The sequence below is a fragment of the Pseudolysobacter antarcticus genome (genome assembly GCF_004168365.1).
Classification (GTDB): Bacteria; Pseudomonadota; Gammaproteobacteria; order Xanthomonadales; family Rhodanobacteraceae; genus Pseudolysobacter; species Pseudolysobacter antarcticus.
Genome location: NZ_CP035704.1, coordinates 4,093,579 through 4,110,162, shown reverse-complemented (window position 1 = coordinate 4,110,162; position 16,584 = coordinate 4,093,579). Strand labels below are relative to the sequence as shown.

The following is a 16,584-nucleotide window of genomic DNA, read 5'->3' as shown; positions in this document are numbered from 1 at the left end:
TTGCTCGCAAGAAGCGAGATGATCAAGGGAGTCGGTGATGGCGCGCTACAAAGTGGTGGACATGAGTCCGCGGCTGTTGCCGGTGGATCTGGAAGCGCAGTTGCTACCGGGCTCGTTCGCCCACGCCGTGCATCACGTCGTCGACGCGCTGGACTTATCGCTGTTCGATGCGCACTACCGCAACGATGAGGTCGGTGCGTCGGCGCATGCGCCGGCGATGTTGCTCAAGGCAGTGCTGTTGGCCTACTCGCAAGGCATGATCAGCTCACGTGCGATCGAGCGCGCGTGCCGCGACAATGTTGTGTTCATCGCGATCACGGGCGATGCCAAGCCGCACTTCACCACGATCGCGGACTTCGTCAGCCGCTCGCGGGATGCGATCGCGTCGGTGTTCGGTCAGGTACTGACGCTGCTCGGCAAGGAAGGTCTGATCGGGCGAACCATGTTCGCCATCGACGGCGTCAAACTGCCGTCGAATGCCTCGAAGCACCGCTCCGGCACACGCGCGGAGTTTCTCGCGCAAGCACAGAAGATGGAGCGTGCCGCCAAGACCATGCTCGACCGTCATCAGGCCAACGATGCCGGCAGCGCCGAGACCGTCATGGATGCGAAGGCGACCGCACGCATCGAGCGCCTGACGAAGGAAGCAGCGAAGCTGCGCACGTGGCTAATCGAGAACCCCACCGACCGCGCCGGTACGCGCGGATCGATCCGTAAATCCAACCGCACCGACAACGCCTCGGCCAAGCTGGCTACCGACAAAGGGGTGATCCAAGGCTACTGCGGCGTCGCTGTCGTCGATGCTGCACATCAGGTCATTGTCGAGGCCTCGGCGCATGGCACCGGATCGGAACAAGAGCTGCTGCTGCCGGTGCTGGATGCCTGCGCCTATCAACGCAACGCCACCACGCTGATCACCGCCGATGCCGGTTATCACTGCGAAGCCAACCTCGCCGCACTGGCCGAACGCGGTATCGATGCATTGATTGCCGACAACCAGATGCGCCGTCGCGACGAACGGTTTGCCGAGCAGGGCAAACACACGAGCAAGCCCGATCCGCTTTACGACAAATCACGTCGAGCAAAGAAACCGCGCCTGTTTGGCAGCGAGGATTTCATCATCGCAGCAGATCATTCGCACGCCATCTGCCCGGCCGGTCAACGGCTGTATCGCAATGGCAAGGACTGCACCATCGGTAGTTACGCCGCCATCAAGTTCCGCGCGCCGGCAGCGACGTGCGAGCACTGCACACGACGAGCGCAATGCCTGCGCAAACCCGAGACGACACCGGCACGGCAAGTCGCCGTGCTCACGCGCAAAGCCATCGCCACGCACACGCAACGCATGCGCGAACGCATCGACAGTGACGAAGGCCGCGAACAGTATGGAAGACGCTTCGCCACGGTCGAGCCGGTGTTCGGTAACCTGCGCCACAACAAACGGCTCAACCGCTTCACCCTGCGTGGCCAGACAAAGGTGGATGGTCAATGGAAGCTGTTCGCTCTGGTGCACAACATCGAGAAGTGGGCGAACTACCGAAAAGCAGCATGAAGGCAACGGAAAAGCCCGCGCGCTTCGAGGGTTTTACGCATCAGGCAGCTATGGCCCGGATGCCGACGCGCACCACGAGCGCGTCGGCAGACAAACACCCTGACATGCAGCGTTCTCATATCGCCGCGAAGATCATCGCGCGTGCTCGAAAAGGGGTTTTTCTACAGCCTCAACGCCTGAATTAAGCCGCCGCCGGCCGGCGGCGGTTGGAAATAACTAGCCCGACCCCGGCGGTCGGCTTGAATGAATTGTTAGCGCCCGACCGCGGCCGCGAGATCGTGCACGTAGGTCTTGTAACGCTCATGAGACGAAGAGATATTGATTCCAATGTAGCGAGAAACCTCCATATCTCCGGACTCACTCGCGGACTGCAAAAGATAAGTGTGTCCAGCCGAAAATTGGCGGGGACAAATTGCGTGCGCCTCTTCATTCTGTATGAACTCAATACTAACTCCGTGATGAGCGGGGAAGTACCCACCGAATGAGCGAAGAACTATGCCGGAGTAGCCATCTGGCGCTGCTTTTTTGATCTTGACGACGTAGTAATGAGTCGGAGTATCAATATCCAAGTGCTCAGGATAGCCAACTCTAATCTTGCACGCGAATGCGTCCGCGGGGACGACAAGCATAAAAGTAATGACTAATATCACGATGCGCATAGTGTGCTTTTGTGGCGCTAACTAGAATTAGGAATGTGGTGAGTCTTGCGCGAAGGCGTTCTAAAGTCAACGGCGTTGGCGCTGTCAGCAAGGAGTAGCTATAAAAGTGCTTGCCGTTCACACAGCTCGCACTTGCTTCCCAGATTTAGGCCGCCTAATATTTCGCGGATGGAGAGGGCGAAAAATTCCGTTGTTGCGGGCTCGCAATCGCCAAAATTGCTGGATCAACTGCGTGCGCGTATTCGTGCGCTGCATTATTCGATCCGCACCGAGGATGCGTATGCCGACTGGGCGCGGCGTTTTATTTTGTTTCATGAAAAACGCCATCCACGTGATATGGGTGTTGCCGAGGTGGAGGCGTTTTTGACGCACTTGGCGGTCGAGCGAAAGGTGTCCGCGAGTACGCAAAATCAGGCCAAGGCGGCGTTGCTGTTCCTGTACAAGAAGGTGCTGCAAATCGAGTTGCCGTGGTTGAGCGAGGTGGTGGCGGCGAAGGTTTCGCGGCGCTTGCCCGTGGTACTCACGCAGCGTGAAGTTCGCGAGCTGTTGTTGCAGTTGAACGGCGTCACGTGGCTGGTGGCTTCATTGCTTTATGGCGCTGGCATGCGTGTGCTGGAAGGGCTGCGACTGCGCATCAAGGATATCGAGTTCGAGCGTCGCGAAATCATCATCCGCGAAGGCAAAGGCAGCAAGGATCGGATTACGGTATTACCGGAGAATCTGATTTTGCCGTTGCGTGAGCAGATTGAGCACGCGCGGGCTTTGCATCAGAAGGATCTGGCCGATGGCATGGGCAGCGTCTGGTTGCCAGATGCGCTCGCGATGAAATACAAAAACGCGGCGAAGTCATGGGGCTGGCAATACGTGTTTCCGAGTGCGGTGCGCAGCATCGACCCGCGCTCGGCCGCGCAACGGCGGCATCATGTGCACGAGCAGTCGATCCAGAAAGCCGTTTCCCTTGCCGCGAAGCGTGCTGCCATCGACAAGCCGTGTACGCCGCATGTACTGCGCCACAGTTTTGCCACGCACATGCTGCAATCGGGATACGACATTCGCACGGTGCAGGAACTACTCGGCCATCAGGATGTGAGCACCACGCAGATCTATACGCACGTGATGAACAAGGGTGGCCGAGGCGTGTTGAGCCCGCTGGATTCGTTATGAACTTCAAGCCTGCAATGAGGCTTGACCGAAAACAGTTTCGATATCTTCCGCGTGGTTAAAAAAGCGCCGTGGCGAAAGCGGGCCGCCCGCGCATTTTCTGCGGGGCGGCCACAATTCTGAAATTACTATTTAAGCTGACTCGGCACAAAAACGTCCATTACCGCTTTACGTAACAAATCTGGCGGCAATAAACCCTGCGCCAAAATAAAATCATGAAATGCCTGGCGATCCAGTTTTTTGTTGCCGAGCTTCAATTCCGTTTCCACCCGCAATTGCATCAGGCGCGTATAGCCGTAAAAATAACTCGTGGCCTGGCCGGGCGAGCGGAAGGTGTAACGATCCACTTCCTGCTTGGTCATCGCTTCGGATAACACGACATCCTGCGTCAGAATGTCGTGCGCCTGTTGCGGCGTCATGCGGCCCAGATTCACCATCGGATCGATGAACGCACGCGCGGCGCGTTGCAGACGCGCTTGCAGGGCGATCATCTGGCCTTCGAGCGGCTCGTACGGTTTCATTTCCGCTTCGGCGTACAGCGCCCAGCCTTCGACATTGACGCTGTTGAAGGCGAACAGGCTGCGCGCGAGTGATACGCCGTTTTCCACCATTGAGGAAAACTGCAGCTCGTGGCCCGGGCGGCCTTCGTGTGCGGTCAGGGTCCACGACGCGGCTTCGTTGGTGAAGTCGTCGTAGGTGCTGGACGCATCACCGGTCGGCACGCCGAGCGGCAACACAAACTGGCCGCGTTCGCCGGTATTGCCGATCAGGCGCGGTGGTTCCATGTGCGGCGCCGGTTGCGCGGCGCTTTCGGCCTCGGAGGCCACGCGCATGATCATCGGCCGATTCGGCACGGTGACGATATGCTCGCGGCGGATGATGTCCTCGATCGCGCTGATGCGATCTTTGTAATACGGCTCGATCGTATCGCGTGCCAGCTGCTTCTTTTTCAGTTCGTGGATCACATCGCGATAGTCGCTGCTGGCATAGCCTTTTTCTTTCGCGATAATCGCTGCGAGTGAACGCATTTCATTGCGCGTTTCGGCAAATTCGAGCTGCGCCGCGGCGATCAGTTGCTCCGGCGGAATATCGATGCCGACCTGTTTCAAGTTATGCGCATACACTTCCGGCGGCAGATGGAAATCCGCACGCGCGCGCGGCAACACGGTGCTGCGTGTCCACTCGCTGTAATCCTTGAGCTGCTGTTCGAGCGCGGCGAGGGCGGCATCGGCATTCTTGATCTTGTATTTCACGAACAGCTCGCGAATACCGCTGATGTAACGCGGCGTATTCGCCACACCTTGTTCGAGTTCGGTCTTGAACGGACCCTGTAGCGCGGTGTTGTCGAGATGTTCCAGCGTGCGGCGTTTGGCAAGCTCGGTTAGTGGCGTGCCACCTTTTTCCAGGCCGGCATAACGCTTCAGGCGGATCAGCGCGACGTCGCGGCGTTTGGCATCGATCTGGTCGTTGAGCAGTGCGCGCAAGCCGTTGAATTCGAGCTGGCCGATATCGGTATACGGCAGGAAATATTTCTCGTTGAGCTCGCTATCCGCGATGCGCAGGCTCGCGGCCTGCAGCATGATTTCGAGATCCTGCTTGACATGCGCATCGGTCTCGGTGGCGAGACGTTTTTCGAGTTCGGCCTTGACCTTTTGGGTTGCCTCGCGCGAACGCGCGTTGACGTTCGGACCGAGGTCGATGATCTTGTCATCGTAACCGTTCAAGCCGCTGCGCGCGGCGAATTCGGGATTGAAGCTGGCCTGCACATCGAGCAGCAACTGCGCGTTCTTGTTGCTCTTGGTTACCCATTCGGGCGTGGCCGCGAAGACGCAGGCGCTGCTCAATGTGAGCGCGATGACGGTGAACAAATGACGACGAAACATGGCACACCTCGGGTCGATGATGACAGCCGAGGTTAGCCGCAATTGGCGCGCGCGCAAATAGGCCGAAAGTAGTGCCATTCGGCGATGGTCTCCGCTCGTCATTGACCAGCTTCGCTGTTGAAAAGCCACTCAGCCTTCGTTGGAGTGACGGATTCATCGACGAGATACGCGCGAGTTTGAACCCGCAATCACTTCGGCGCGTACTGCGCCTCGCCGTTGCCGAACGACCAGTTCTCTTTTTTCACTTCGACCAGGTTGATGAAAACATCTTCCTTGCGCAGGCCGATGCGTGCATGCAAACCCTCGGCGACGGCGTGATAAAACGCCGCCTTTTTTTCGAACGTGCGGCCTTCGTTCAAGGTGATCTGGATGATCACGCAGTTGTCGGTCCGCGTGATGCCAAGATAGGTCTTGTCCATCGCCATTTGGTCGGCGCGATGTTCGGTGATGATCTGGAAACGATCATCAGCCGGCACGTCCAGGGCGGAACGCATCGCTTCGTAAATGACTTCGCCGATACCGGCGCGATAATCCGCGGACTTGCCTTCGATCAGATCGATTCTTGCGAGTGGCATGGGTAAATCCTTTGATGATTGGTCAGGAAAAAACACAGCAGCTTCGACCGGCGTCGGGCAGGTGCGGCGACGCTTGCCACGCTCGCATCACGCTACCAGCGTGGCATCGAACGTGATCTTGGTGTTGAGCAATTTGGATACAGGGCAGCCGGCTTTGGCCTTGGCCGCGATCTGTTCAAACGTGGCCTGATCGGTGCCGGGGATTGTTGCCTTCAGCGTGAGATGCACCGCGGTGATAGCAAAACCGTCGTCGAGTTTTTCCAGCGTGACTTCGGCGGTGGTATCCATGTGTGTCGCGGTGAGGCCCGCTTCGCCGAGCATCAGCGACAACGCCATCGTGAAACAGCCCGCATGCGCGGCGCCGATGAGTTCTTCGGGATTGGTGCCGGGCTTGCCTTCGAAGCGGCTGCTGAAGCCGTACGGATAAGCGGCAAGCGCGCCGCTCTGCGTCGAGATACTGCCCTTGCCATCTTTAATGCCGCCTTGCCAGGCAGCGGAAGCGGTACGTTTGATATTCATGTGTAGTCTCCAGATCGTTGCGAGGATGAATCTGCCAGCGCGCGATGCAATCACGCACCGAGTGTCGATGCTAAAACATATTGCGCAAATCCACTGTTAAGTCGCTGCCCGAAAAGGCGCCAGCGGGAATCCAGTTTGCATGGGCAACCTCGGCAGGGTGGAAATAATCTGGTGGCGAATACGCTGGGGGCAAGGCATCATTGGAGCGCGAATGCAGCGGCCTTGTTGCATGCATCCGCATCGGATCACTTGGGGAAATTTTGGTCTTGCCCGCGTAGCGCTGGCTCGATGGAATTCGAGGCCGATGGGGCTTGCGATTCGATGATGTTCACTGCCTGACAGATCAGCATCCGCGAGCGGGAAGCATGGTTGGCGGTGCGTTTTTATCCGCTGCGGGTTCGCACTTCAACCTCGGTGTTGCACTTCATTCAAAAACTAGGAAACAGAAATGATCAACGCTCTTGGCTTGTTCACCGCGTTTCATACCGCGATCAGCATTCTGGCGATTTTGGCTGGCGTGTTTGCGATTCGCGCACTGCTCGGCGCATCGGTAACACGCGCATGGACGTCGTGGTTTCTGTATCTGGCCGTAGCCACCAGCGTGACCGGATTCTTTTTCCCGTTCCATGGCATGACCCCGGCGATTGCCGTCGGCATCATTGCCTTGCTGGTGCTCGCCGCGGTGTTTATTGCGGATCGCTCGTCGCCACGCTCGCGCGTCGGTCGCTGGGTGTACGCGGGCGGTATCGTCATCAGCGAATATTTTCTGGTATTTGTTCTGGTCGCTCAGGGGTTCGCCAAGATTCCGCTGCTGCACGCCGCCGCACCGACGCAGCAGGAGCCGCCATTTGCGATAGCGCAATTGGCCGTGCTTGCGCTGTTTATCGTGCTGGGGATTCTAGCGCTGAGACGGTCGCGATAATGGCGTTGGTCGGCATCAATTCGCTCGAGTGCGCACGCCGCCGAGTAGGTTGCTGCGTTGGCGAGCCGATGCCAATCGGCAGCATCCCGACATGGTGATTCATCTCGGACAATGTCATTGCGGCCGCGTGCGATTCGAGGTGCAGGCGCCCGCGCGTATCGATGCGCTCGACTGCAATTGCTCGATCTGCCGCATGAGCGGATTTCTGCATCTGATCGTGCCGGCGTCGCGCTTCCGCCTACTCGACGGTGCTAATGCACTGACCGAATACACGTTCAATACCAGTGTCGCCAAACATCGATTCTGCAAGGTCTGCGGCATCAAGGCGTTTTATATTCCGCGCTCGCATCCCAATGGCGTGGACGTCAACGTGCATTGCCTCGACGCGGCGACAATCGAACATATCGAGATCACGCTATTCGACGATACCCGGCGCGAAGCCAGCACCGCAGCGGTGGCGCATTTGTCGCGTGATTGAGTGGCGGAATTTTCCGTCCGAGCGATATACCGCTAGCGCAGAAAAAACTTCAGCAGAAAAATCCCGAGCATGCTGAAACAGATCGCGAGTTTTACCAGCGTACCAACCAGCATGCCGAGCCACGTCGCGATGCCGACATGTCCGGCCTTGCGCAAGGTGCCGCCGTCGACCAGCTCGCCGAGCAGCGCACCGACAAACGGCCCGAGCAATAATCCGAACAGGCCAAAAAACAATCCAACCAGCGTACCGGCGGTCGCGCCGAACACCGCCCATGCGCTGGCCCCGACTCGTTTTGCGCCGAGCATGCTGGCGAAAAAATCGAGCAGGATTGCCAGCAAGCTGAGCACACCGAGCACGATCAACGTATACATCCCGACGCTTTGATAACCATCCGCCCACGCCGCCAGCCACATGCCGGCGAACATCAGCGGCACCCCCGGAATGATCGGCACGACCGCACCGATCAGGCCGCACAGAATCAATAGTGCGGAGCAGACATACAGCAGGCTGATGGGCATCGGGGACAAGGGGCTGGAGCGACGGCGCAGTGTACGGTGTCGAGGTTAATCGCGGTGGAACGGATATTGCGGCGCTGTTGACTTTGTTGCGCAGGCGGCGAGCCGCACCGATATTCGCAAGCGTCGGCTGCAATACCGACGCACGCTGGCAGACGAAAATATTCGCGCTGCCAACGCTGTAAGCCAAACGTCACACGTCTCATCTAGGCTGCGCGGTTTTGACACTGCGCCGATCCTGGCGATGAGGACACCCGATGTATCAACGCCAAACCTGTCGCACTTTTTTCGCCCTGTTCGCGGCACTCGCCAGCGTGTGCCCGTACGCTGATGCGGCGCCGTTCGCGAGCGGCAACATCGCGGTGTATCGCATCGGCACTGGCGCCAGCGCGCCGACCAGCGCAAGCACGGCGGTGTTCATCGACGAATACACGTCGGGCGGTACGCTCGTGCAATCGATCGCATTGCCGACCGCCGCCAGTGCAGGCATCAATCCGCTCACCGCAAGCGGCAGCGCGAGCAGCGAAGGTTTGCTGTCGCGCAGCGCCGATGGGCGTTTTCTCGTTTTGAGCGGATACGCCGCCGCACCCGGCGTGGCGAGCATCGCCGGCACCAGCGCGACCGCCACGCCGCGCGTGGCCGGCCTGATCGATGCCACTGGCGCGATCGATACCAGCACCGCGCTGACCGATTTTTCGACCGCCAACAATGCGCGCAGCGCGACCAGTCTCGATGGCACGCAAGTGTGGGTAGCAGGCGCGGCCGGCGGATTGCGTTATGCCGCACTTGGCGCGAGCACATCAACGCAGTTGTCGACCACGCTGACCAACTTGCGTCAGCTCGAAATTTTCGCCGGCCAGTTGTATGTGGGTACGAGTTCGGGCACTGCGGTGCGCATCGGCGCAGTAGGCACAGGCGCGCCGACCGTGGCCGGACAGACGATCAGCAATTTGCCGGGCATTCCGGCCAGCGGATCACCGTACGCGTTCGCCCTCGTGCACTTGGGTACGAGTGTTGCGGGGTTGAATACCTTGTATGTCGCCGACGATGCGCTGGGTGTGCTGAAGTATTCGTTCAACGGCAGCGCGTGGACTGCCAGCGGCACGGCGAGCGGAAAATATCGCGGCTTGATCGCCAGCACCAGCGGCGACACTGTGACGCTTTTCATGAGCATCGATGGCGAGCTCGATACGCTCACCGACAGCAGCGGGTTCAACGGTGCGCTCGGCGCCACGCCGACCAAGATCGCCAGCGCTGCGACCAATACTTTCATGCGCGGCATCGCGTTTGCACCAGTGAATCCGGTCGTGGCCGCGCCGCACGCAAGTTTGTCGACACCGCTCGATTTCGGATCGATCAACCTTGGCGCGAGCAGCACTCCGCAAGCGATCACACTGAGCAACGACGGCAGTGCCGATCTGCATGTTTCAGCGATCACGCCGAGCGGCGATTTTCAGGTCAGCAGCGAAACCTGCAGCGCCGCACCGATCGCTGCGAGCACGACCTGTACGATCAATATTCAATTTTCGCCCACCGTCGCAGGCGCACGCAGCGGCAGCTTGTCGATAACCAGCGACTCCAGCCCGGCCGCGCTCGCGCAAACGCTCAGCGGCACCGGCGTGGCGCTGGTGCAATATCCGCACGCGGTATTGTCGGCGCCAGTTGATTTCGGTTCGATCACGGTCGGCAACAGTAGCGCCGTGCAAACCGTCAGCGTGAGCAACGATGGCGCTGCCGATCTGCATATCACCAGCGTGAATGTGATCGGCGATTTTGCGACGAGCGCGGATACCTGCAGCGGCGCCAGCGTGGCTGCGAATAGCACGTGTAGTTTCGGCATCGTATTCACACCGAGCGCGGCTGGCGTACGCAGTGGCAGTGTCGCGATCGGCAGCGATTCAAATCCTGCGGCGAGTGCGGCCAGCTTGAGCGGCACCGGCTTCGTGCCGCCATCGCCGGTGATTGCCGGATTGCCCGACGCGTTCTCCGGCGTGATTGGCGATCCGACCGACTACACGTTTGGTACGTACGCACGCGGCCTGGTTTTCACGATCAGCGAAGCTGCCGACAACACGCCATGCAGCGATCTGGTTTTGGCCGTGAGCAGCAGCAATCCGGTCGTGGTTCCGGCATCGGGCCTGAGCATCGAAAACTGTGTCAGCAATCCTGCCGATCTGCTGCACGGCATCTCCGCGTTGCATATCGATCCCGCCGCCGAGGGCTACGCCGACATCACCGTGACCGCGACCGATAGCGGCAATCGCACGACCAGCATGGTGCTGCATTACGCCGCGTCGAGTGTCTGGTCGGCGCCCGGCGTGGCCGCGACGATCTGGCCAATCGGCGACGCCGATGCGTCTGCCGCGCAACCGCTCGGCCAAGGTTATACGCTGGTCGGCGGCGATGAAAATCAGGTGCTGCGCATCTACTCGCGCTACTTCTCCGGGCCGCCGTTGGCCGGCACCGATGTCACGCCGTTTCTCGGCCTGACCGGCACACCGGATGACTACGAAGTGGATATCGAGGCGACTGCGCAGGATCCGCTCAATACAAATCGCATTTACTGGTCCGGCTCGCACGGCAACTCGAAAAAAGGTAATCGCAAACCGAACCGCGAGCGTATTTTTGCAACCGATCTGAGCGGCGTTGGCGCGGCGACCACGATCGCGGTGACTGGCTATTACGAGCATCTGCGCGACGATCTCGTGGCATGGGATCACGCCAACCTGCATGGCCTCGGCGCGGATTATCTCGGCCTCGCGGCGAGCTCATATACCGATGCGAGCGGCAGCCACGGCATCGTGCCGAAGAGCATCGACGGCTTCAATATCGAAGGCATGAGTTTCAGTCCGGACGGCAGCACGACGTGGCTCGGATTCCGCGCGCCGTTGTTGCCGGCGAGCGGCCCGGCAGCGAATGCCGATACGACGAATCCGCGCGTGCGCGCATTGCTCGTACCGACAACCAATTTCGCCGCGCTCGCATCGGGTAGCGCCGGTCATACGAGCGGACAAGCGCTGTTCGGTGCGCCCATCCTGCTCGATCTCGGCGGTCTCGGTGTGCGCGAAATCAAATGCAATAGCTACGGTTGTCTGATCGCCGCAGGCCCGTTCGACGGCACCGATGATATGGGCGCGTTGTATACGTGGAGCGGTAAATCGACCGACGCGCCGGTGAGGCGCACGGCGAATCTGGTCGGGCTGAATGTCGAAGGCATCGTCGAGTTGCCGAACCATGTGTTGACCGATAACGATGCGCTCGAACTGGTCAGCGATGAAGGCTCGCGCAACTTCTACGATCCAACCCTGCCGCCGGATGGTGATGACGGCGCGGCCAAGGCTTTGCCCTACGACAACTGGAAAAAATTCCGCATCGATCAGGTTTTGCTCGGCCAGCCGGACGTGATTTTCCACACCGGTTTTGATGGCAACTGATCGCCGCGATATCGCGCATGTATCGATGCCGGCCGCATGACGGCTCGGCATCGATACATGGAATCGGCAAGATTTATTGATCGCTGAGATTGAACGCGATCGGCACCTGCACCCACGACGCTATCGTTTTGCCGTTCTCGATCGCCGCGACAAAATGCCAGTGCAACACGGCCTCACGTGCGGCGCGATCGAGTCGCGGCGAGCCGCTGGATTTGGCGATCTCGATGGTCTGCGGCAAACCTTCGGCATCGACCATGACATGCAGGATCACCTTGCCTTGTTCGCGTGCGCGCAACGCCTCGCGCGGATACGTCACGCGGGTCGAACCGCGATAACCGGCGCTTTCGGTTTTGCCGGATGACGCCGGCAATTCGGCGGGGCCGGTCGGGATGCCCGGCACGGCCGGTATCGACATGATCGTCGGCTCAGGATTATCGACGACCGTTGGTGTCGGCAAGATCGGCTGCGGCGGGTGGATCGGCTGCACATGTTTGATCACGGGCACATCGAGCGGCGGCGGAATTTCCTTTTTCGGTTGCGCCTCGACCATGTTCACGACCACCGTATCCGGCGCCACCGTCGGCTGGCGCAACGGTGGCGCAAGCGGCGCCAGCAACAGCACACCGGCCAGCAGATGCACGGCGATGGTGGCCGCGGTAGCGCTGACTCGGCGCCATTGCACGGCGGGCAGGTAGGGCAGGGTAGCAACGTGGGTATGCATGGCTCGACTCCCGTCAGCAGGACAGCGCGCAAGGCGCCACAGCACAGGCTGTGAAAGCTGCAACGCGGTCGTGAATGAGGCGGGGTTAAAACGAGCGAAGAATATTTGCGAAAGATGTGAGCAAGAAAATACCGTGCATGAATCCAGCGCGGTCAGCGTGATCCGAGATGCTGCAGCAATGCCATCGCCGCGGCGGGATTGCGTTCTTTCGCGGCGCTGATGAAGTAGATGAACACGTCGCGTTTCGCCACGGGTTCTGCAGCTGGCGCGATGCGCGGCAGATCATCCGGCTCGCCGCCGCTGGCCCACAAACGCGCACGCTGCGCCCAACGTTGCAGTTCGCTTTCGGTGTAGCCGGTTTCTATCGCGGCGCGCGATTGCATGAGTCGCGCGTAGACAAAATCGGCGCTGAGGTCGGCGCATGACGGATACTCGTTCGAGTCGGTGAACACTATCGCCATGCCGTGGCGCCGCGCCAGCGCAATGTAATCGGCATTGACGAAATCCGGATCGCGCACATCAAGCACGTGGCGCATGCGATGCTCATTTATCTGCTTCGGCAGCAGGTTCAGAAACTCGGCGAAATCCTCAAGATCAAGTTTTCGACCCTTTTCAAATTGCCACACGACCGGCCCGAGTTTGTCGCCGAGCGTGGCAAGGTCGCCGAGAAAGTCATCGATCGCACCGCCGGTTTTCGCCAGCGTGCGCGACATCGTGATGCGCTGTGGCGCCTTCGCCGAAAATACAAAATCCGCGGGCGTCTCGTCGCGCCATTTGGCGTAGGTCGCCGGTTTCTGCGCGCCGTACCAGGTACCGTTGATCTCGATCGAATTGACATGGCGGCTGGCGAATTCGAGCTCGCGGCGTTGCACCAATCCAGCCGGATAAAAGTTGCTGCGCCACGGCGCGAATGTCCAGCCGCCGATGCCAACACGAATGCCGTCGGGTGCGACTGGTGCATCGGCCAACAGATCCGCTGCCGGCGCAGATTTCGCAGCACGTTGCTGACGAGTTGCCATGAGTTTTCCTTCCATTGCGCCGTGATACGCCGATGTTATCGCACGCATTTGCGAAATACAGCGCTGCAAAATGCGGCTTCGAATCTGGGCGATACGATCATGGCTGGCGGATTTGAAGCTGACACTTCTGCTTCATCCAGTCGGCGTTGACACTTTTTTAGCCTGCATATGCATATAACAGATTTCCAATTCCGCTTGACCGCGCGTGCGCCTAAGATCACTCATCCCTCATTAGTGGAACGACCGACCATGACTACTCGCCGATCGACGCGCCTGCTGCTCATTGCCACCGCATTGTCCGCCGTGCTGCCGCTGGCATCGGTCTGGTCCAAGGATGTGACGCTGCTGAATGTTTCCTACGATCCGACGCGTGAATTGTATCGCGACGTCAACACGGCTTTCGCCAAGGAGTGGAAAGAAAAAACCGGTGACACACTCGTCATCAACACCTCGAATGGCGGTTCCGGCAAACAAGCGCGTGCGGTGATCGACGGGCTTGATGCCGATATCGTCACGCTGGCATTGGCGTGGGATATCGATGCGATCGCGCAGCGTGGGCTCACCGATGCCGCGTGGCAAAAACGCCTGCCGGAAAACAGCACGCCGTTTACCTCGACGATTGTTTTTCTCGTGCGCAAGGGCAATCCGAAGGGCATCCATGACTGGGCCGATCTGATCAAACCCGAGGTGCAGGTGATTTCGCCGAATCCGAAAACCTCGGGCGGCGCGCGTTGGAATTTCCTTGCGGCGTGGGGCTGGGCGGCACGTCAGCCGGGCGGCGATGACGCCACGGCGCGCGCGTTCGTCACAGAGTTGTACAAGCATGTGCCGGTGCTTGATACCGGCGCGCGCGGTGCCACGACGACGTTCGTCGAGCGCGGCGTCGGCGATGTATTGATCGGCTGGGAGAACGATGCGTTTCTCGCGCAGAACCAGCTCGGCAAGGACAAGTTTGAAGTCGTCGTGCCAAGCCTGAGCATTCTCGCTGAACCGCCGGTGGCGGTGATCGACAAAGTGGTCGACAAGCACGATACGCGCAAAATCGCCGAAGCCTATCTGCAGTTTTTGTACACGCCGGAAGGGCAAGAAATTGCGGCGAAAAATTATTATCGACCGCGCAATGCCGAAGTCGCCAAGCGTTACGCTGACAAATTCCCGGCATTGAAATTGTTCACGATTGATGAGCAATTTGGTGGCTGGAAAAAAGCCCAGGCCACACATTTCGCTGATGGCGGCAGCTTCGATGCGATCTACCAGCCGGGCGCGAAATAGTGCTATTCGGGCCGCCGCCACGATTCGCTGATTTGTCTTCGCGATGAGCAGTATCGTCGTCCAGCGTCGTGTGTTGCCCGGCTTCAATCTGACCTTGGGCTACACGCTCTTGTATCTCGCGCTGATCGTGTTGATTCCGCTCGCCGCGGTGTTCCTCAAAACCTTCAGCATGACGCTCGCGCAATTCTGGACGGCGATCAGCGCGCCGCGGGTGCTCGCGTCGTTTCGTCTGAGTTTCGGCATGGCCTTGCTGGCGGCATTTATCAACGCCGTGTTCGGCCTGCTCGTGACGTGGGTGCTCGTGCGCTATCGGTTTCCCGGCAGACGCTTGATCGATGCGATGGTCGATCTGCCGTTCGCTTTGCCGACGGCGGTTGCCGGCATCGCGCTCACGGCGGTGTACGGCCAGAACGGCTGGCTCGGCGCGCCGCTGTTGGCGTGGTTTGGCATCAAGGTTGCGTTCACGCCGATCGGTATTCTGGTCGCGCTGATTTTCATCGGCCTGCCGTTTGTCGTGCGCACGTTGCAGCCGGTATTGCAGGATCTCGAAACCGAAGTCGAGGAAGCCGCGTATTCGCTCGGCGCGACGCGCTGGCAGATTTTTGCGCGCGTGATTTTCCCGGCATTGGCACCGGCGTTGCTGACAGGATTCATGCTCGCGTTTGCACGTGCGGTTGGCGAATACGGCTCGGTGGTTTTCATCGCCGGCAACGTGCCGTTCGTCTCCGAAATCACGCCGCTGCTGATCATCACCAAACTCGAACAATATGATTACAGCGGCGCCGCCGCGATCGCGGTCGTGATGCTGATGGTGTCGTTTGCTTTGCTGCTGATCATCAACGCCGCGCAAGCGTGGATGCGGCGCCGCAGCGCCAAGGATGCAAGCTGATGTCCACGACTGCGCCCGTGATTGCAGCGAAGCTCGCCCCGCGCGCGCGCCATGCCAAAACCTTGCGCATCGCGCCGACGCTGCTGATCCTGCTCGCGCTGGTCTATCTCGCCGTGGTTTTGCTGGTGCCGGCAACGGCGGTTTTTGTCGAAGCGCTCGGCAAGGGGTTTGCGTATTACTTCGATGCGATTCGTGAGCGCGAAGTCTGGGCATCGATCAAACTCACCTTGATCACCGCGGCGATTTCGGTGCCACTGAATCTGGTTTTTGGCGTCGCCGCGGCGTGGGCGATCACCAAGTTCCAGTTTCGCGGCAAGGCGTTGTTGCTCACTCTGATCGATCTGCCGTTTACCGTTTCACCGGTGATTTGCGGCCTGATCTACGTGCTGGTTTTCGGCCTGCAAGGCTGGCTCGGGCCGTGGCTCAACGCGCACGACATCAAGATTATTTTCGCCGTGCCGGGCATCATTCTCGCGACCTTGTTCGTGACCTTTCCGTTCGTCGCGCGCGAACTGATTCCGCTGATGCAGGAGCAAGGCAGCGATGACGAAGAAGCCGCGTGGATGCTCGGCGCCAGCGGCTGGCAGACATTTTTTCGCGTGACCTTGCCCAACATCAAATGGGCGCTGCTGTATGGCGTGCTGTTGTGCAATGCGCGCGCGATGGGCGAGTTCGGCGCGGTGTCGGTGGTGTCCGGCCATATTCGCGGATTGACCAATACCATTCCGCTGCAAATCGAGATCATGTACAACGAATACAACTTCGTCGGCGCGTTCGCCGTCGCTTCCCTGCTGGCCTTGCTCGCGCTGCTCACACTCGCGCTGAAAACGCTGCTCGAGTGGAAGTACGGCGACGCGCTGGCCGCACAAAGGCGCAATCCATGAACGAACCGATGCAGGCACTGATTTCCGAGTTTTCTGGCGATGTGCTGGCGCACGCCGCAGCGGCGCCGACCGTATCGCGCCGTGATGCACAGGTCGTCGCG

General features: G+C 59.7%; 15 protein-coding genes. 9 read left to right on the top strand and 6 right to left on the bottom strand.

Annotated elements, in window-relative coordinates; genetic code table 11:
- The first annotated feature begins 37 nt into the window (after window positions 1–37).
- From ELE36_RS17590 to ELE36_RS17580, 3 genes are all read left to right on the top strand, one after another.
- Window positions 38–1,552, top strand: a complete 1,515-nt coding sequence (locus ELE36_RS17590; RefSeq protein ID WP_129835611.1) for an IS1182 family transposase — start codon at window positions 38–40, stop codon at window positions 1,550–1,552.
- Window positions 1,549–1,737, top strand: coding sequence for a hypothetical protein (locus tag ELE36_RS17585; RefSeq protein WP_129835609.1), 189 nt, complete (start codon window positions 1,549–1,551; stop codon window positions 1,735–1,737). Before ELE36_RS17590 ends, ELE36_RS17585 begins: the two co-directional genes overlap by 4 nt.
- Window positions 1,738–2,379: 642 nt before the next feature.
- Complete coding sequence (locus tag ELE36_RS17580) at window positions 2,380–3,375, top strand: integron integrase (RefSeq protein ID WP_129835607.1); 996 nt, start codon at window positions 2,380–2,382, stop codon at window positions 3,373–3,375.
- 125 nt (window positions 3,376–3,500) lie between these two features.
- Here ELE36_RS17580 and ELE36_RS17575 read toward each other — a convergent pair whose 3' ends face one another.
- From ELE36_RS17575 to ELE36_RS17565, 3 genes are all read right to left on the bottom strand, one after another.
- On the bottom strand, window positions 3,501–5,255 hold the full coding sequence (locus ELE36_RS17575; protein ID WP_129835605.1) for a DUF885 domain-containing protein: 1,755 nt from the start codon (window positions 5,253–5,255) through the stop codon (window positions 3,501–3,503).
- 188 nt (window positions 5,256–5,443) lie between these two features.
- A complete protein-coding gene (locus tag ELE36_RS17570; protein ID WP_129835603.1) occupies window positions 5,444–5,830 on the bottom strand; it encodes a tautomerase family protein in 387 nt (128 codons plus the stop codon).
- Between the two features lie 87 nt (window positions 5,831–5,917).
- Complete coding sequence (locus ELE36_RS17565) at window positions 5,918–6,349, bottom strand: OsmC family protein (protein WP_129835601.1); 432 nt, start codon at window positions 6,347–6,349, stop codon at window positions 5,918–5,920.
- A 448-nt stretch (window positions 6,350–6,797) separates the two neighbouring features.
- Between ELE36_RS17565 and ELE36_RS17560 the strand changes: the two genes are divergently transcribed.
- Both ELE36_RS17560 and ELE36_RS17555 read left to right on the top strand, forming a co-directional pair.
- Complete coding sequence (locus ELE36_RS17560) at window positions 6,798–7,271, top strand: hypothetical protein (protein WP_129835599.1); 474 nt, start codon at window positions 6,798–6,800, stop codon at window positions 7,269–7,271.
- A 49-nt stretch (window positions 7,272–7,320) separates the two neighbouring features.
- Complete coding sequence (locus tag ELE36_RS17555; protein WP_242512297.1) at window positions 7,321–7,749, top strand: GFA family protein; 429 nt, start codon at window positions 7,321–7,323, stop codon at window positions 7,747–7,749.
- A 32-nt stretch (window positions 7,750–7,781) separates the two neighbouring features.
- On the opposite strand, the gene ELE36_RS17550 is transcribed toward ELE36_RS17555, so the two are convergent.
- Window positions 7,782–8,267 (bottom strand): DUF456 domain-containing protein, encoded by a 486-nt coding sequence (locus ELE36_RS17550; protein ID WP_129835595.1) that lies wholly within the window; start codon window positions 8,265–8,267, stop codon window positions 7,782–7,784.
- 254 nt (window positions 8,268–8,521) lie between these two features.
- Here ELE36_RS17550 and ELE36_RS17545 point away from each other — a divergent pair, with 254 nt between their 5' ends.
- Window positions 8,522–11,698 (top strand): DUF3616 domain-containing protein, encoded by a 3,177-nt coding sequence (locus ELE36_RS17545; protein WP_129835593.1) that lies wholly within the window; start codon window positions 8,522–8,524, stop codon window positions 11,696–11,698.
- A gap of 73 nt (window positions 11,699–11,771) precedes the next feature.
- On the opposite strand, the gene ELE36_RS17540 is transcribed toward ELE36_RS17545, so the two are convergent.
- Together ELE36_RS17540 and ELE36_RS17535 are read right to left on the bottom strand one after the other, a co-directional pair.
- Complete coding sequence (locus ELE36_RS17540; protein ID WP_129835591.1) at window positions 11,772–12,419, bottom strand: energy transducer TonB; 648 nt, start codon at window positions 12,417–12,419, stop codon at window positions 11,772–11,774.
- 152 nt (window positions 12,420–12,571) lie between these two features.
- A complete protein-coding gene (locus ELE36_RS17535; RefSeq protein ID WP_129835589.1) occupies window positions 12,572–13,438 on the bottom strand; it encodes a DUF72 domain-containing protein in 867 nt (288 codons plus the stop codon).
- Between the two features lie 249 nt (window positions 13,439–13,687).
- Here ELE36_RS17535 and ELE36_RS17530 point away from each other — a divergent pair, with 249 nt between their 5' ends.
- Genes ELE36_RS17530 through cysW form a run of 3 tightly spaced genes read left to right on the top strand, consistent with a single transcriptional unit; the run spans window position 13,688 to window position 16,483 of the window.
- A complete protein-coding gene (locus tag ELE36_RS17530; protein ID WP_129835587.1) occupies window positions 13,688–14,710 on the top strand; it encodes a sulfate ABC transporter substrate-binding protein in 1,023 nt (340 codons plus the stop codon).
- 43 nt (window positions 14,711–14,753) lie between these two features.
- Window positions 14,754–15,599 (top strand): sulfate ABC transporter permease subunit CysT, encoded by an 846-nt coding sequence (cysT, locus tag ELE36_RS17525; RefSeq protein ID WP_129835585.1) that lies wholly within the window; start codon window positions 14,754–14,756, stop codon window positions 15,597–15,599.
- On the top strand, window positions 15,599–16,483 hold the full coding sequence (gene cysW, locus ELE36_RS17520) for a sulfate ABC transporter permease subunit CysW (RefSeq protein ID WP_129835583.1): 885 nt from the start codon (window positions 15,599–15,601) through the stop codon (window positions 16,481–16,483). The genes cysT and cysW overlap by 1 nt, the downstream gene beginning before the upstream one ends.
- Window positions 16,484–16,584 lie beyond the last annotated feature (101 nt).

What these genes read in the sequence shown, in the direction of transcription:
- ELE36_RS17580 (WP_129835607.1), top strand. Translation starts at nt 2,380, where the DNA reads ATGGAGAGGGCGAAAAATTCCGTTGTTGCGGGCTCGCAATCGCCAAAA.
- cysW (WP_129835583.1), top strand. Translation starts at nt 15,599, where the DNA reads ATGTCCACGACTGCGCCCGTGATTGCAGCGAAGCTCGCCCCGCGCGCG.
- ELE36_RS17585 (WP_129835609.1), top strand. Translation starts at nt 1,549, where the DNA reads ATGAAGGCAACGGAAAAGCCCGCGCGCTTCGAGGGTTTTACGCATCAG.
- ELE36_RS17545 (WP_129835593.1), top strand. Translation starts at nt 8,522, where the DNA reads ATGTATCAACGCCAAACCTGTCGCACTTTTTTCGCCCTGTTCGCGGCA.
- cysT (WP_129835585.1), top strand. Translation starts at nt 14,754, where the DNA reads ATGAGCAGTATCGTCGTCCAGCGTCGTGTGTTGCCCGGCTTCAATCTG.
- ELE36_RS17575 (WP_129835605.1), bottom strand. Translation starts at nt 5,255, where the DNA reads ATGTTTCGTCGTCATTTGTTCACCGTCATCGCGCTCACATTGAGCAGC.
- ELE36_RS17560 (WP_129835599.1), top strand. Translation starts at nt 6,798, where the DNA reads ATGATCAACGCTCTTGGCTTGTTCACCGCGTTTCATACCGCGATCAGC.
- ELE36_RS17530 (WP_129835587.1), top strand. Translation starts at nt 13,688, where the DNA reads ATGACTACTCGCCGATCGACGCGCCTGCTGCTCATTGCCACCGCATTG.
- ELE36_RS17565 (WP_129835601.1), bottom strand. Translation starts at nt 6,349, where the DNA reads ATGAATATCAAACGTACCGCTTCCGCTGCCTGGCAAGGCGGCATTAAA.
- ELE36_RS17535 (WP_129835589.1), bottom strand. Translation starts at nt 13,438, where the DNA reads ATGGCAACTCGTCAGCAACGTGCTGCGAAATCTGCGCCGGCAGCGGAT.
- ELE36_RS17570 (WP_129835603.1), bottom strand. Translation starts at nt 5,830, where the DNA reads ATGCCACTCGCAAGAATCGATCTGATCGAAGGCAAGTCCGCGGATTAT.
- ELE36_RS17540 (WP_129835591.1), bottom strand. Translation starts at nt 12,419, where the DNA reads ATGCATACCCACGTTGCTACCCTGCCCTACCTGCCCGCCGTGCAATGG.
- ELE36_RS17550 (WP_129835595.1), bottom strand. Translation starts at nt 8,267, where the DNA reads ATGCCCATCAGCCTGCTGTATGTCTGCTCCGCACTATTGATTCTGTGC.
- ELE36_RS17590 (WP_129835611.1), top strand. Translation starts at nt 38, where the DNA reads ATGGCGCGCTACAAAGTGGTGGACATGAGTCCGCGGCTGTTGCCGGTG.